The sequence below is a fragment of the Pigmentiphaga sp. GD03639 genome (genome assembly GCF_029845405.1).
Lineage (GTDB): Bacteria > Pseudomonadota > Gammaproteobacteria > Burkholderiales > Burkholderiaceae_B > Pigmentiphaga > Pigmentiphaga daeguensis.
This window is the reverse complement of the sequence record NZ_JAOCLR010000044.1, coordinates 1-13,076: the sequence shown is the minus strand read 5'-3', so window position 1 is coordinate 13,076 and position 13,076 is coordinate 1. Positions and strand designations below refer to the sequence as shown.

18 protein-coding genes and 1 tRNA gene are annotated in these 13,076 nt (G+C 67.1%); 11 read left to right on the top strand and 8 right to left on the bottom strand.

All coding sequences use genetic code 11. The features are described 5' to 3' along the window. Positions 1 to 27 precede the first annotated feature (27 nt). The 3 genes from N5K27_RS26975 to N5K27_RS26965 all read left to right on the top strand — a co-directional run bounded on the left by N5K27_RS26975 (position 28) and on the right by N5K27_RS26965 (position 3,869). On the top strand, positions 28 to 810 hold the full coding sequence (locus tag N5K27_RS26975; RefSeq protein ID WP_087839666.1) for a 3-hydroxybutyrate dehydrogenase: 783 nt from the start codon (positions 28 to 30) through the stop codon (positions 808 to 810). 204 nt (positions 811 to 1,014) lie between these two features. Then, positions 1,015 to 2,184 carry a DUF3734 domain-containing protein gene (locus N5K27_RS26970; RefSeq protein ID WP_132979337.1) on the top strand — a complete coding sequence of 390 codons (1,170 nt, stop codon included), beginning with the start codon at positions 1,015 to 1,017 and terminating at the stop codon, positions 2,182 to 2,184. Between the two features lie 5 nt (positions 2,185 to 2,189). After that, positions 2,190 to 3,869, top strand: coding sequence for a Na/Pi cotransporter family protein (locus N5K27_RS26965; protein ID WP_132979338.1), 1,680 nt, complete (start codon positions 2,190 to 2,192; stop codon positions 3,867 to 3,869). A 3-nt stretch (positions 3,870 to 3,872) separates the two neighbouring features. Here N5K27_RS26965 and N5K27_RS26960 read toward each other — a convergent pair whose 3' ends face one another. From N5K27_RS26960 to N5K27_RS26945, 4 genes are read right to left on the bottom strand one after another with little or no spacing between them, the layout of a single operon-like run. Further along, positions 3,873 to 4,730 (bottom strand): ZIP family metal transporter, encoded by an 858-nt coding sequence (locus tag N5K27_RS26960; protein ID WP_087839669.1) that lies wholly within the window; start codon positions 4,728 to 4,730, stop codon positions 3,873 to 3,875. 55 nt (positions 4,731 to 4,785) lie between these two features. Further along, positions 4,786 to 5,412, bottom strand: a complete 627-nt coding sequence (locus N5K27_RS26955) for a PIN domain-containing protein (RefSeq protein ID WP_279820582.1) — start codon at positions 5,410 to 5,412, stop codon at positions 4,786 to 4,788. Then, positions 5,409 to 6,284 (bottom strand): dienelactone hydrolase family protein, encoded by an 876-nt coding sequence (locus N5K27_RS26950; RefSeq protein ID WP_087839671.1) that lies wholly within the window; start codon positions 6,282 to 6,284, stop codon positions 5,409 to 5,411. Before N5K27_RS26950 ends, N5K27_RS26955 begins: the two co-directional genes overlap by 4 nt. A gap of 41 nt (positions 6,285 to 6,325) precedes the next feature. Next, positions 6,326 to 7,318 (bottom strand): GGDEF domain-containing protein, encoded by a 993-nt coding sequence (locus N5K27_RS26945; protein ID WP_087839672.1) that lies wholly within the window; start codon positions 7,316 to 7,318, stop codon positions 6,326 to 6,328. Between the two features lie 78 nt (positions 7,319 to 7,396). Between N5K27_RS26945 and N5K27_RS26940 the strand changes: the two genes are divergently transcribed. The 3 genes from N5K27_RS26940 to N5K27_RS26930 all read left to right on the top strand — a co-directional run bounded on the left by N5K27_RS26940 (position 7,397) and on the right by N5K27_RS26930 (position 8,983). Further along, positions 7,397 to 7,837: a hypothetical protein gene (locus tag N5K27_RS26940; protein ID WP_087839673.1), complete on the top strand. Its 441-nt coding sequence runs from the start codon at positions 7,397 to 7,399 to the stop codon at positions 7,835 to 7,837. A 64-nt stretch (positions 7,838 to 7,901) separates the two neighbouring features. Beyond that, positions 7,902 to 8,372 carry a hypothetical protein gene (locus tag N5K27_RS26935; RefSeq protein WP_279820580.1) on the top strand — a complete coding sequence of 157 codons (471 nt, stop codon included), beginning with the start codon at positions 7,902 to 7,904 and terminating at the stop codon, positions 8,370 to 8,372. Between the two features lie 107 nt (positions 8,373 to 8,479). Continuing rightward, the gene (locus tag N5K27_RS26930) at positions 8,480 to 8,983 is read left to right on the top strand and encodes a DUF6496 domain-containing protein (protein ID WP_279820578.1); all 504 of its coding nucleotides are present in this window, start codon (positions 8,480 to 8,482) and stop codon (positions 8,981 to 8,983) included. Between the two features lie 5 nt (positions 8,984 to 8,988). Here the strand turns inward: N5K27_RS26930 and N5K27_RS26925 are convergent, their stop codons facing one another. Beyond that, complete coding sequence (locus N5K27_RS26925; RefSeq protein WP_087839676.1) at positions 8,989 to 9,294, bottom strand: hypothetical protein; 306 nt, start codon at positions 9,292 to 9,294, stop codon at positions 8,989 to 8,991. 206 nt (positions 9,295 to 9,500) lie between these two features. On the opposite strand from N5K27_RS26925, the gene N5K27_RS26920 reads away from it, so the two are divergent. Beyond that, entirely contained in the window at positions 9,501 to 9,737 is a 237-nt protein-coding gene (locus N5K27_RS26920) for a hypothetical protein (protein WP_087839677.1), read from the top strand. 25 nt (positions 9,738 to 9,762) lie between these two features. Here N5K27_RS26920 and N5K27_RS26915 read toward each other — a convergent pair whose 3' ends face one another. Further along, positions 9,763 to 10,254: a nicotinamide-nucleotide amidohydrolase family protein gene (locus N5K27_RS26915; RefSeq protein WP_087839678.1), complete on the bottom strand. Its 492-nt coding sequence runs from the start codon at positions 10,252 to 10,254 to the stop codon at positions 9,763 to 9,765. 242 nt (positions 10,255 to 10,496) lie between these two features. Here N5K27_RS26915 and N5K27_RS26910 point away from each other — a divergent pair, with 242 nt between their 5' ends. Next, positions 10,497 to 10,751 (top strand): KGG domain-containing protein, encoded by a 255-nt coding sequence (locus N5K27_RS26910; protein WP_087839679.1) that lies wholly within the window; start codon positions 10,497 to 10,499, stop codon positions 10,749 to 10,751. A 43-nt stretch (positions 10,752 to 10,794) separates the two neighbouring features. Here N5K27_RS26910 and N5K27_RS26905 read toward each other — a convergent pair whose 3' ends face one another. Further along, positions 10,795 to 11,226 carry a CBS domain-containing protein gene (locus N5K27_RS26905; RefSeq protein ID WP_165963080.1) on the bottom strand — a complete coding sequence of 144 codons (432 nt, stop codon included), beginning with the start codon at positions 11,224 to 11,226 and terminating at the stop codon, positions 10,795 to 10,797. Positions 11,227 to 11,382: 156 nt separating this feature from the next. Here N5K27_RS26905 and N5K27_RS26900 point away from each other — a divergent pair, with 156 nt between their 5' ends. Both N5K27_RS26900 and N5K27_RS26895 read left to right on the top strand, forming a co-directional pair. Continuing rightward, positions 11,383 to 11,670 (top strand): hypothetical protein, encoded by a 288-nt coding sequence (locus N5K27_RS26900; protein ID WP_087839681.1) that lies wholly within the window; start codon positions 11,383 to 11,385, stop codon positions 11,668 to 11,670. 87 nt (positions 11,671 to 11,757) lie between these two features. Then, a tRNA-His gene (locus N5K27_RS26895) sits at positions 11,758 to 11,833 on the top strand. Positions 11,834 to 12,016: 183 nt separating this feature from the next. Here N5K27_RS26895 and N5K27_RS26890 read toward each other — a convergent pair. After that, positions 12,017 to 12,220 (bottom strand): cold-shock protein, encoded by a 204-nt coding sequence (locus N5K27_RS26890; protein WP_087780849.1) that lies wholly within the window; start codon positions 12,218 to 12,220, stop codon positions 12,017 to 12,019. Between the two features lie 612 nt (positions 12,221 to 12,832). On the opposite strand from N5K27_RS26890, the gene N5K27_RS26885 reads away from it, so the two are divergent. Continuing rightward, on the top strand, positions 12,833 to 13,076 hold a 244-nt coding region (locus tag N5K27_RS26885; protein ID WP_087839682.1), incomplete at its 3' end, for a hypothetical protein.

Below are 13,076 nucleotides of genomic sequence, written 5' to 3'. Positions count from 1 at the left end.
CACCCACGCGCATACCAAGGGATCAACATGCAGCTCCAAGGAAAAGTCGCTCTCGTCACCGGCGCCGCCAGCGGCATCGGCAAGGAAATCGCCGACACGCTGGCCGCCGCGGGCGCCGCCGTCGCCATCGCGGACATCAACCTGACGGCCGCCCAGGCGGTGGCCGACGAACTCAGGCTCAAGGGCTGCCAGGCGATGGCGGTGGACTTCGACGTGACCGACGAGGCGGCTGTCGAACGCGGCACCCAACAGGTGGTCGACACCTTCGGCAGCGTGGACATCCTCGTGTCCAACGCCGGCATCCAGGTCGTCAACCCCATCGACCAGTTCGCGTACGCCGACTGGAAGAAGGTCATGGCCATCCACGTCGACGGCGCCTTCCTGACCACCAAGGCGGCCCTCAAGCACATGTACCGCGACGATCGCGGCGGCATCGTCATCTACACGGGATCGGTGCATTCGCACGAAGCCTCGCCGCTGAAGTCGGCCTACGTCACCGCCAAGCACGGCCTGCTCGGCCTCGCCCGCGTGCTGGCCAAGGAAGGCGCCAAGCACAACGTGCGCTCGCACGTGGTCTGCCCCGGCTTCGTGCGCACGCCGCTGGTGGAAAAGCAGATTCCCGAGCAAGCCCGCGAGCTCGGCATCCCGGAAGAGGAAGTGGTCAAGAAGGTCATGCTGGGCAACACCGTGGACGGCGAGTTCACCACCCTGCAGGACGTCGCGCAAACCGTCCTGTTCCTGGCGACCTTCCCCACGGCCGCCTTCACCGGGCAATCGTTCGTCGTCAGCCACGGCTGGTATATGCACTAGAGATGGGAGCCCCCCCTACGCGCTTACGCGCGCCCAGCATGGTGAGCCCCCAGCCGCTGCGCGGCAGCCCCCCGAGGGAGAGGGGGCCCGCCTTGGGACGGCCCGGCGCCGGACCCCGTCGGGCGGCACTGGCGGACCGGCGGAGCCGGATCCGCGGTGCCCTGGGTCCGGAGACATCCGCTACGTGCGCCATGGGTGACTGAAATGACTCGTTCCATCCAATCGCGGCGCGGCGAACTCGGCTACGACACCGTCGCGCTCGTCCTGCAGGGCGGCGGCGCGCTGGGCTCCTACCAGGGCGGCGTCTATGAAGGCCTGGCCGAGGCCGGCCTGCATCCGGACTGGATAGCCGGCATTTCGATCGGCGCGATCAATGCCGCCATCATTGCCGGCAACGCGCCCGAGCGGCGGGTCGAACAATTGCAGCGGTTCTGGGACCACATCTGCCGTCCGCCGCTGCTGCCGCCCACGCCGGTGGACGCGTTGCGCGATGCGCTCGCCCATCTTCCCGGTCCGGCCGGCGCGGCGCTCAGCGCCTGGGAAGCCTGGCGCGCCGTCCTGGAAGGACAGAACGGCTTCTTCGTGCCGCGGCCGGTGCCATCATGGCCCGCGCAGCACGACCCGGGCACCGCCAGCGTCTACGACAGCACGCCGCTCAAGCGCACGCTGGAAGAATTCGTCGATTTCGACCGGCTCAATCATGGCGGCACCCGCATATCGGTGGGCGCCGTCAACGTGCGGACCGGCAACTTCGCCTATTTCGACAACACCACCCGGGTGCTGACTGCCGACCACATCATGGCTTCGGCCGCCCTGCCCCCCGGATTCGCGCCGGTCGAGATCGACGGCGAATACTACTGGGACGGCGGCGTCGTCTCGAACACGCCGCTCTACCAGATCCTGCAATCGAGTCCGCGCCGCTATTCGCTGGTCTTCCAGGTCGACCTCTGGAGCGCGCACGGCCAGGTGCCCGGCAACCTGAGCGAAGTGCCCATCCGCCAGAAGGACATCCAGTATTCCAGCCGCACGCGCCTGGTGACCGACTACATGCGCGAAGTGCAGGAATACCGCGGCCTGCTGCGCGAACTGCTCAAGCACGTGCCGGCCGGGCACGGCCGCGAGCCCTGGATGAAGCGGGCGCGCGAACTGGCCAGCGACCGACGCATCAACGTGCTGCACCTGATCTACCGCGGCGAGAAATGCGAAGCGCCGTACAAGGACTACCAGTTCGGCCGGCTGGGCATGGAAGAACGATGGACCGGAGGCCTGGCCGACATACGCCGTACACTTGAACATCCGTCCTGGCTCGAGGTACCCAGCGCCGAACATCCGTTCGTCACGCACGACGTGCACCGGCCCCCGGACGGCCGTTGAACGTCATGAACGCCTATCTCACGCTCTTCGACATCGCCGGTTTCGTCGCCCTGCTGCTGTGGGGCGTGCACATGGTGCAGACCGGCATCCAGCGGGCCTTCGGTCCGCGCCTGCGCACCACGCTGGGCGTGGCGCTGGGCAATCGCGTATACGCCTTCTTCGCCGGACTTGGCGTGACGGCCATCCTGCAAAGCAGCACGGCCACCGGCCTGATCGTGGCGGGTTTCGCCGCCAACGGCCTGGTGGGCCTGGTGCCCGCGCTGGCCGCCATGCTGGGCGCCAACGTCGGCACCACCCTCATCGTGCAGGTGCTGTCGTTCGACATCTCCCGCATCGCTCCCATCCTGGTGCTGATAGGCGTGGCCATGTTCCGCCGCGGCAACGCCACGCACGTGCGCGACCTGGGACGGGTCTTCATCGGCCTGGGCCTGCTGCTGCTGTCCCTGCACCTGCTGCTTGCGCAGCTCGAACCCTATCGCGACCTGCCCGCCTTGCGCTCGGCGTTGAAGGCGCTGTCGGGCCAGCCCGGGATGGCGATCCTGCTGGCCGCCGTGCTGGCCTGGGCCGCGCACTCCAGCGTGGCCATCGTGGTGCTGGTCATGTCCTTCTCGGCCCAGCGGCTCCTGCCGGTGGACGTCGCCTTCGCGCTGGTGCTGGGCGCCAACCTGGGCACGGCCATCAACCCGCTGCTGGAAGGCTCCGCCAAGGACGACCCCCAGGCCCGCCGGCTGCCGCTGGGCAACCTGCTGAACCGCGTGGTGGGGGTGCTGATCGGCCTGGCCATGCTGCACCACATCCATCCCTGGATGACTCAGCTGGCGGGCGACAACGCGCGCGCCGTGGCCAACTTCCACACGGTCTTCAACCTGGCGCTGGCCGTCCTATTCCTGCCGCTGCTCACCCCTTACGCCGCGCTGCTGCGCCGGTGGCTGCCGTCCAACCCCGCCGCCGACCCGGGGCAGCCCCGGTACCTGGACGCCGCCGCGCGCGACCTGCCCGTGGTCGCGCTGGGCAACGCGGCACGGGAAGCGCTGCGCATGGCGGACACCCTGCAGACCATGCTGCACCACTCGCGCCAGGCGCTTGCCACGGGCGATCGCAAGCGCATCGCCGAGGCGCGGCGCCTGGACGACGTGCTCGATCGCCTGAACGGCGCGATCAAGACCTACGTCGCGGGCCTGGACCCCGACGAACTGACGCGCGAAGACCGGCGCCGGGCCGACGAGATCCTGACCTTCATCATCAACCTGGAACATGCCGGCGACGTCGTGGACAAGAATCTGCTCAACGACATCAGCAAGCTGACCAAGCGGGGACTTGCCTTCTCGCCCGAGGGGCGGCGCGAGCTCGACGACATGCATGGACGATTGGAGGCGAACCTGCGCCTGGCCGCCTCGCTGTTCGTGACGGCCGACGCCCGCGCCGCGCGGCTGCTGGCCGCCGAGAAGGAGACCTTCCGCGGCATGGAAGGCCAGGCAACGCAAACCCATTTCGAACGCCTGCGCAGCGGCCGGATCGACACCACGGAAACCAGCGCCCTGCACCTGGACGTGCTGCGCGACCTGCGCCGCATCAACAGCCATCTCGTGGCATCGGCCGCCTATGCCGCGCCCGAGGTCCTGAGCGCGTCAGGCACCGGCCCCATTGCAACCGGCACCCCCGAGACCGCCGGCACGCCGGAATGAACCTCAGTGGGCGGACGGCGGGGGCGGAGAAACGGGATCGGCCGCGGTGACCGCCGGAGCGGCTTGCCCGTGCTCCGGCCCGTGGGCATGGCGGTGGAACACCGAGTTGACGGCATAGATCGCCAGTACGCCGGCCGCGATCAGCACGAATTGCGGCAGGCTCTCGCGCACCGTGGTGCGGCGCTGCATCTGCGGCATCAGGTCCGCCACCGCGATATATAGGAAACTGCTGGCCGCAAGCGTCAGCACGTAGGGGACCCATTGCCGGGAATCGGCCAGCAGGTAGTAGCCGACCAATCCGCCGGCGATGGCGGTCATGCTCGACAGCACGTTGAACAGCAAGGCTTTCTTGCGCGTGAAACCGGCGTTGACCAGCACGATGAAATCGCCCAGTTCCTGCGGAATCTCGTGCGCGGCGATGGTCAGCGTGGTCAGCACCCCCAGCATGGGATCGGCCAGGAAGGCGGCGGCGATGACGATGCCGTCGCAGAAATTGTGCAGCCCGTCGCCCACCAGCACGGCCATCCCGCCGCGTCCGGCCTCGTGGGCATCGTGCCCGGGAGGATGCCCGTGCCCGTCGTGCTCGTGGTGGTGGTTGTGGCGCAGCACCGCCAGCTTCTCGAGCATGAAGAAACCCAGCAACCCCGCCAGCAGCAGCGCGAACAGCACGCGCGTGTCGGCCTCGGAATCGAAAGCCTCGGGCAGCGTGTGGAGCAGCGCCACCGACAGCATGACGCCGACCGAAAAGCTGATCATCTGGTGAAGAAAGCGGGCGAAATACCGGAAGGCCAGCCAGCCGGCGACGACCACCGACAGGACTCCGCTCGCCAGGGTGGCGAGCAGGATGAAGGTTAGGGTCACGGGATGCTCGTGAAACTCAGTTGCAGAAACAGAAGTATACGTAACTTCCGGAGTTTTACGAATCGATGTCGCCGGCCAGCAGCCGCGCGGTGCGGAACAGGCGTTCGCGCCTCAGGATGGCGGCCGGAGACTCGTCCCGGCCCAAGGTCCGGGCATACTCCGGCAGGCGCCGCAGCGCGGCCGCCAAGGAAACCCTGTCCTGGTCCACCCAGGCCGCCAATTGCCGGTCCGGATCCCTGACGGACACATCCAGGCGGCGCAGTTCCGAGCGATTGAAATCCTTCAGGTTCCAGGTCAGCACGCACACCTCGGGGCGCACGAGCCGGGCGCTCCGGGCACGGCTCGCCAGCCCCGCCGCGACCACGTGCCGGTCTTTCGGATCGCTGTAGTGCAGGCCCACCTCGTAGGCCGAGACATCGCCGGCGTTCGCCTCGGGAAAGCGGCGCCCCATGGACGCCCACTCTTCTTCCAGTACCGCCGGCTCGACCTCCCAGATCCGGGCCGCGTTGCGCCGCCACTCCTGCCCGATGCGCTCGCTCCAGACCGGCCGGAACCAGCCGGTCTGGGCCAGGTCCAGCAACAACGGCCGCAGGATGCTGGACATCAGCACGCAGGCATCCAGGACCAGCCACAGCGGCGGGTGGTCCGCGGCCGGCCCGGGTATCGGGGGAAACGCGTTCACAGATGCCGCGCGAACCAGTCCTGGGCCAGCCGCCATCCTTCCTTGGCATCGGCCTCGCGGTAACTTGGCCGGTAATCGGCGTGGAATCCGTGGGGCGCGTCGCGGAACAGCACGAAACTCGACTCGCGAGCGGCCGGGCCGCCCTTGGCCAGGGCATCCTTCATGGCATTGATGGAAGTCGGCGGAATGCCCGCATCCTGGCCTCCATACAGGCCCAGCACCGGTGCCTTCACCTGCGCGGCGATGTCGACGGGATTGAGCGGCTGCAAGGCCGTGGGATCGCCGACGAGCTTTCCGTACCAGGCCACGCCGGCCTTCACCGCCGGATTGTGGGCGGCATACAGCCAGACAATGCGGCCGCCCCAGCAGAAACCGGTCACGCCCAGCCGCGTACGGCTGCCGCCATGCGTGGCGGCCCAGCGCGCGGTGGCGTCGAGATCGGCCAGGACCTGGTCGTCGGGCACCTTGCTGACCACTTCGGCGGACAACCTGGCGATCTCGGTGTACTTGGACGGATCGCCCTGGCGCGCGTACAGCTCGGGCGCGACCGCCAGGTAGCCGGCCTTGGCCCAGCGGCGGCAGACGTCGCGGATGTATTCATGCACACCGAAGATTTCCTGCACCACGAGCACCACCGGCGCGTTCTTCTTGCCGGCCGGCGCCGCCCGGTAGGCGGGGATCTCGCCGCCGCGCACGGGAATCCTGACCTCGCCCGCGACCAGTCCGTCCGTGCCGGTGCGGATTGCCGTCTGGGCCATGACCGGCCCCGCGGCCAGCGTGAAACCGCCGGCCAGCGTGGTGGTGAGGAAGCCGCGCCGGTTCAGGCTGAGCGGCGGCAGGAGACTGTCGAATTCGGTACCCGGGCTGTCCATGGAACCCTCCTTGGGGACACGGCGGTTGACGAAGAAACGATTCAGCCCGGCGGAGGTTCGACCGTGTTTCGGCCCCGTTCCTTGGCGCGCTCCAGTGCCGCCTGCGCCCTGGAAAACGTCGCCTCGAAATCCCCCTGTGCCCGGACCACGCCGGCCGACAGGGTGATCTGCGTGCCCAGGCTGCCCCGCAGCGCGAACTGGCGTCCGCCGACGTGCAGGCGCAGGCGTTCGCACATGGCGAGCGTTTCCGCCAGCGAAGCCGGAACCAGCACGGCGAAGCGGTCGCCGGCCACCCGCGCCAGCATGTCGAGCGAGGGCAGCAGATTCCTTGTCAGATCGGCCAACTGGCGCAGGATAGCATCGCCCGCGGCGCGGCCCAACGCCTGGTTCAGGCGGTCGAAACGGTCGATGTCGATCAGCGCCAGGCACAGGGGTTCGCCATCGCGCTCGGCGCGTGCCATCTCGGCGGGGTAGGCCGTGGCCATCCATCGACGGTTGTAGAGCCCGGTGACGGCATCGTGACTGGCCATGAAGTCGATGCCGGCAGAAGCCTCGCGCGGATCGTGGCGCAGATTGGCCGCCCGCAGCCGCGCGCTCAGCATGTCCAGCGCGTTCAGCGCGATGCGCGGCACCGTTTCCATCACCGCGCGCAGCCGCGTTGCCTCCAGCGCCACCAGCCGGGCGGGCCACTGCGCGGCCACGTACACGGTACCGCCTTCGGGACCGACCAGCGCATGCTCGCCCAGGCCGTCGCCGGGAACGAAGCGCGCCACCCGCTTCTGCAGGTCGGCGTCCAGGAAGGCGGCCAGTTGCCCTTCCACCAGCACATAGACATGGTGATTGGGCTCGCCCGGCTGCAACAGGATCGCGCCGTGGGCGAGGTGGGTGGCGAAGGCGAACTCCCGGACCCGGTCGCGCTGGTCCGGCGTGCAGCCGGCGAACAGCGGCGAGCGGGCCAGGGCATCCAGGTCCTCGGCGGTCAGGTCGCCGGGCGAGCCGTCTGGAGGAAGATGGGAGGGAATATGGCCGGTCATCCCCCGTTTATCGGCATCGAGGCGGGCAAATTGAGTTCGCCCTACAGTTCCGCCGGCCTGCGTCCGATAAGAGATTCCATGAGCCCGCGAACCTTCCTTTCCCGTCCTTTCGCCCCCCCGCCGACCCGCCGCGCGCTGCGCGCAGGATGCCGGCTGCTGGCCGCGTGGGTCTTGCTGGCGGCGGCCGGCTGCGACTACCTGGGCCTGCAGCCCGTCTCGCAGATCGAGGCCAGGAAGGACTCCGAGGGGCGCGCCATCGGCGGGGCCTGCCGCCAGGCTGGCCGCGCGCTGGAAGACTGCTACACGTTCAATCCGCACATGTCCAAGGCCGCGATCTTCACCGGCTGGAAGGAAATGAACGACTACATGCTGCAGAACAGTCTGACGGAAGTCCGCCCCGAGGTCGCGCCGGTGCTGCCCGCCGGCCGCGCCAGGGCCGACGCGGCACCGGCGGGCACTCCCATGGCCAGCCCGCCCGGCAAGCCGGCGGCACGCGCGACCGTTTACACTACGCCCTAAGGCCGTCCCGACGCGGACGAGCGCCTTCCGGGAAACGCCTCATTTCCCGTCCACAGGACATTTCATGTATCGCCGCTTGTCGCTTCTCGTCCTTGCGCTGGTCACCCTGCACGCCTGCTCCAAGTCCCCTCCGGACCCCCTGCCCTCCGCCGTGCCGTCGGCCACGGCCGACGGACCGCCTCGCTACGACGCCGAACTGGTCTACGTCGACTTCGCCGGCCGGGATCCGCGCGCCCTGGAAAAATACAGCAAGGGCCCCTTCATCGTGACGGGACGGCTGCAGAAGGTCCACATCGTCGGCACCGGCGAACTGCAACTCGATCTGAAGGCGGCCGACCCGGCCCATCCGGTGCGGGTCCGGCTGAAGTCCGACCCCGCCTGCGACGGCGGGCGCGACTGTCCGGAGCAGGTGGCGCTGGACACGCTGCCGCGCGGTTTCAAGGTCTACCTGGAATGCGAGCGGGCCACGCTGGAAAACGGCACGCCCACCGTGGCCGGCTGCGTGTTGACGGGAGCGCCGGGCCGCATCGGCTAGGGCCTGTTCCCGCTAAAAGGAGGCTCGCACAGGCCGGGCATGGCCCCCAGGCGGGCTCCGTAGGCACGGGGGTTGCTGCCCGAAGGCTTTCCGCAAGGAGAGCCATCATGCCTGAACGCAAGACGATCGAGAAAGCGAAGCAGGACAAGCGCCAGGGCAAATCCGCATCGACCCAGGCCGGCGAATTCGTCAAGGAACAGATCCATCACGTGCGCGAAGGCCGGCACGGCGTGCGGTCGACCAAGCAGGCCATCGCCATCGGCCTGTCGGAAGCCCGCCGCTCCGGCGTGGACCTGCCCGCGCCCAAGCACGGCCGCGCCAGCGCGAAGACCCGCGCCAAGGCCGAACAGGATGTGCGCAAGGGCGACGAAACGCCGCACAAGAAGTCGGCCACGCGCTCACGGGCGACCAAGACCGCGCTGAAACGGGAAGGCAAGTCGGGGGCGTCGAAGAGCGCCCTGGCCGCTCACGCCAAGACGGCAGCCAAGCGCCGCAGCGCGGCGGACAGGTCGGCCGCGGCCAAGAAAGCGGCACGCACCAAGGGCGCGGCCGGACGCTCAGCGGCCGCCAAGAAGGCCGCCCGCACCCGGGCGGCCAACCGGCATGCCTGAGCGGGTCAGTGCAGTCGCACCACCTTGCGGGAGATGACCTCGGCGCACTCGTCGCTGTCCGACGATTGGAACAGTCGATGGACGACGAACTCGGCGCCGGGGTCGACCCCCAGGGCTTCGGCGGCGGCACGCCGCACTTCGGGGCTGGGGTTGCAGCAATAGACGCCGGCCTTTTCGGCCGCGGCCGCGGGTTCGGCGCCCAGGTTGGTCAGCCACTCGCGGTCTTCGTTGAGCGCACACCAACGCGGTTCGCCGGCCGGGTCAGTGGCCGCTACGACAAAACACACCAGCTTCTTACGATCAATCACCATTGTTGCCATGAATACGGCCCTCCAGCGTGCGCCCATCGTAGACCAACCGGGCCTCGATGTCAGCGCCACCATACTGGGATATCTACCTATCCCGAGGTTGGCGAAAACCCTTGTTGAAACACCCGGATCGGGGAACCGTTAACATGCCGGTTGGACTCGACCCGAGCCTTGCAAATTCCCCAGAACATGCCGCAAAAGGAGCCATCGTGACCGACCCTGAATTCATGAAGGGACAACTCACCGCCTTGCAGAACGTCGTAAGCATGCTGATTTCGGCCCATCCGAACGCCGAGCAGTTGCGCCAGGTGATGCAGGCCATCGCGCAACAGGTGGAACCCACACTGAACGAAGCGCACCCCTCGTTCAAGAAAGGCTGGCAGAACGTCATCGCCACGCTTTGCCAGACCGAGGAAACCGGATCCGATACGACCGGACAGCACTGACCGGCGCCACGGCGGCCGCGCCACCTCAGGTGCGCGCCGCGAGGTCCGCATAGTAGGGCAGGCGCTCCAGCGCGTGGCGGGCCGCCCGTTCCCGGACGGCGTTGCGCCCCCCCGGAAAACGGCGCGTTTCGCTGTACACCGCGATCTTCCCTTCCCCTCCCCGGAACACCCACGCGTAGCACTGGGTACCGGCGGCCACCCCATCGCCCCCGCCATCGGCCACGCCCGTGTTGGCGATCGCCACGTTGGCCCGGCTGCGCGCCAGCGCGCCCCTGCCCATGGCCCGCGCCACGTGCTCGCTGGTCAGGTTGTACGTCCGCAGGATACGTTCGGGCACCCCCAGGGCATGCCGCTTCGCATCGGGCGAATACACCACGAAGGCGCAATCGAGCAGCGCACCGGCCCCCTCCACGTCGGCCAGCATCGCGGCGATCAGCCCCGCCGTGCAGGATTCGGCCGTGGCAAGCAGCAGCTTGCGCTCACGCATCTCGCGCGCGATGTCTTCGATGGTCCGCATGCGGCTCTCCGGCATTCCGATGCCACGCTCCAGCACGTGGCGTACCCGGGCGCGCCCGTCACGCCGGCCCCGATGGCCGCATGCATAAAACTCCAGCGCCACATGTAAATCCTGCGAACCTGCGCCGTGCCTCCCCCGCCCCGGCCCGCCACGGGCCTCCTGCGCTGTCCCGCCAAGCTGGCACGAGGCTTGCGACCTCGCGGTCTCGTCAGCCGAACCATTCCCTAATCTTGGAGAACCTCATGCCTACGCTTACGAGCCCCAAGCGCCCTCGAGGCTTTGCCGCCATGGACCCACAGAAACAGCGGGCCATTTCCGCCGAAGGGGGACGCGCCGCCCACCAGTCTGGCAATGCGCACGAATTCAATTCGGAAGAAGCCCGAGCCGCGGGAGCCTTGAGCCACGCTCACAGGCGGCGCCGCGCGGCGGAAGCGCAGGCCCAGGCACAAAGCCCTTCAAAGGAGGATGCGGTACAGACGAGCCCCGGAAGCTCGTGACTCCCCGCCCCGGCCGTCCGGCCGGGGCTTCCCCTGCTCGTTCCTAGCGAAACAACTCCCCCGTCGCACGCGCGGGCTCGGAGATTCCCGCCAGCGTATCGTCCGTCCCTCCCGCCCGCGTGGCCAGGTCCCCCAGCGAGACCACGCCCACCAGTTCGTTGTTCGATCCCAGGATAGGCAGGCGGCGTATCTGTTCATCCCGCATCTTGGCCTTGACCGTCTCGGCGTCCTCGTCCGCATAGCACCAGCTCACGTGCGGCGTCATGGCCTCCCTGACCCGTGTCGATACCGGCGCGCCGGCCGCGATGCAACGCACCGCGATGTCCCGGTCGGTCACGACGCCCACCAGGCGGCGGCCGTCGCATACGGGCACCGAGCCGATGTCCAGGTCGGCCATCAATTGCGCTGCGCGCTGGATGGGTTCATCGGCGGACAAAAAGGCGACGTCGCGGGTCATGATTTCTGCGATCTGCATGGTTGCTCTCCTGAAAAAAATGCCGCGGGTGCGGCGTACCCTGGGCGAGCAACCCCCGTTCCCATGACGGCCACGACGGCCCCTGCGCGGACCTCTTGATTTCGCCACGATTTTCAGCGGATACTGTACATACATACAGTAACGTGTGCGAGAACCATGTATACCGTCACCTTGCAAGACTACCCCCAACTGCCCGAGGAACTCCGGCTCCAGGCCGAACGCCGCTACGCCCGCACGCTGGAAAAGGCACTGGGCGGCATCGAAGGCCTCGCCGCCGCCTACAAGGCCTGGAGCTGGGCCGAGGAATCTGCGGACGACATCTCGGAAGAGGAACGCTCGCTGGCGCTGCGCTGGCAGCGCGCGGCCGTCAAGGCGGCCCAGGAAGGCTTCTCGGCCTTGGGCGAAACCGACTCCGCCTACTTCGAAGTCCGGCTGGAACGCTAGCGGCCTGGGCGATTCGCGTAATCGCCAGAAATTCGCTAGAATAGCGGTCTCGCTTGATCGGCCTCGATCAGCGCAGCGTTTCAAGTGGTGGCTGTAGCTCAGTTGGTAGAGTCCCGGATTGTGATTCCGGTTGTCGTGGGTTCGAGTCCCATCAGCCACCCCACCCGCATTCAGTACCAGCAGGTACCCCGCGCGCCAAGGCGCGGCATCGATCCCCAGGCCAGCGCCTTCGGGGATTTTTTATTGCCCGCGCGCCATGGTCCGTCAACCGCCGCGGCTTCGGCAGCATAAACAAAACGCCCCTGCATGGCAGGGGCGTTTCGTCTGGCTGGCCAGGGAAGACGGCTTACAGGACCCGGATCTTGGAAGCCTGGGGGCCCTTCGGACCCTGCACGGCCTCGAAGCTCACCTTCTGGTTTTCGTACAGCGTCTTGCGGCCTTCGGCCTGGATTTCCGAAAAGTGGGCGAACAAGTCCTTCCCCCCATCATCCGGCATGATGAACCCGTACCCCTTGTCGTCGTTGAACCATTTAACGATGCCTGTCGCCATGATGCATTTCCTTCTTTGAATATGTGCGTACCGCGATAATCACTTAACCGGAATCAAGAACGGGGGCGTGCCCAAATGGAAAGCCGACTTGCCGACCCAACCGAGTAGAACCCTAGCCTGACACCTGGAAAATGACTATGCGGGGCATCGTCGGCTTAGTCAACTCGTTTTCGTTTCCTTCGGATACAAGCATATTGCCGGGCATGTGGCGTTTATATGAATTTTTTCTTGCCCATATATCCCTGCTTAAATGCGGGGATATACCCCTCTCGTGGCGGATTCCTAGGAATAGCGCGGCACATCGGCAACAAAGTGGACAAAATCAACTAAATTTGCCAGGGTTAACGCTTAGATTTCACGAAATCAATCCCCCAAACCTATCGTTTTCCCGAATGAGGTAAATACCTACAACAAAAATGGCGGCGCGCATTTGCGCACGAGAAAAAATTACAAGCGCAGCACCCAATAATTACATGCAAGCGCCTCTCCCATAATCCTTGCCGCGGACCTTCCCAACGCGGAACAGGAATTGCGGTTAAACCGGGGCGGTGTATCGAACCCACCGCCGGCGGGCATTCCGCCACCCCGCATCCATAATCAAGGAGTAGGCCCATGAATCAGCAGAAGCAACCGTCCTCCGGCCAACAGACACAGGCCGGCCAGCGTAGCCAGAATCCGCAGCAAAGCCAGCAGCAGACGGGCAACCAGCAAGGACAGAAGGGGACGTCCTCGCCACACCCCGACATGCAGCAGGGCCAGCAGCGCGGACAGGGCCAGCAGCAGCAACAGCAACAACAGCAGCGGTCGCAGACCGGCCAGCAGCAAAAGCCCGGTCAGCAACAGAAATCCGGCCAAT

Bases quoted from the DNA above. Each gene is read 5' to 3' on its own strand.
- N5K27_RS26940 (WP_087839673.1), top strand. From the start codon at position 7,397: ATGAGCCCGCGAACCTTCCTTTCCCGTCCTTTCGCCCCCCCGCCGACC.
- N5K27_RS26890 (WP_087780849.1), bottom strand. From the start codon at position 12,220: ATGGCGACAGGCATCGTTAAATGGTTCAACGACGACAAGGGGTACGGG.
- N5K27_RS26970 (WP_132979337.1), top strand. From the start codon at position 1,015: ATGACTCGTTCCATCCAATCGCGGCGCGGCGAACTCGGCTACGACACC.
- N5K27_RS26965 (WP_132979338.1), top strand. From the start codon at position 2,190: ATGAACGCCTATCTCACGCTCTTCGACATCGCCGGTTTCGTCGCCCTG.
- N5K27_RS26950 (WP_087839671.1), bottom strand. From the start codon at position 6,284: ATGGACAGCCCGGGTACCGAATTCGACAGTCTCCTGCCGCCGCTCAGC.
- N5K27_RS26925 (WP_087839676.1), bottom strand. From the start codon at position 9,294: ATGGTGATTGATCGTAAGAAGCTGGTGTGTTTTGTCGTAGCGGCCACT.
- N5K27_RS26975 (WP_087839666.1), top strand. From the start codon at position 28: ATGCAGCTCCAAGGAAAAGTCGCTCTCGTCACCGGCGCCGCCAGCGGC.
- N5K27_RS26945 (WP_087839672.1), bottom strand. From the start codon at position 7,318: ATGACCGGCCATATTCCCTCCCATCTTCCTCCAGACGGCTCGCCCGGC.
- N5K27_RS26900 (WP_087839681.1), top strand. From the start codon at position 11,383: ATGTATACCGTCACCTTGCAAGACTACCCCCAACTGCCCGAGGAACTC.
- N5K27_RS26930 (WP_279820578.1), top strand. From the start codon at position 8,480: ATGCCTGAACGCAAGACGATCGAGAAAGCGAAGCAGGACAAGCGCCAG.
- N5K27_RS26910 (WP_087839679.1), top strand. From the start codon at position 10,497: ATGCCTACGCTTACGAGCCCCAAGCGCCCTCGAGGCTTTGCCGCCATG.
- N5K27_RS26905 (WP_165963080.1), bottom strand. From the start codon at position 11,226: ATGCAGATCGCAGAAATCATGACCCGCGACGTCGCCTTTTTGTCCGCC.
- N5K27_RS26915 (WP_087839678.1), bottom strand. From the start codon at position 10,254: ATGCGGACCATCGAAGACATCGCGCGCGAGATGCGTGAGCGCAAGCTG.
- N5K27_RS26935 (WP_279820580.1), top strand. From the start codon at position 7,902: ATGTATCGCCGCTTGTCGCTTCTCGTCCTTGCGCTGGTCACCCTGCAC.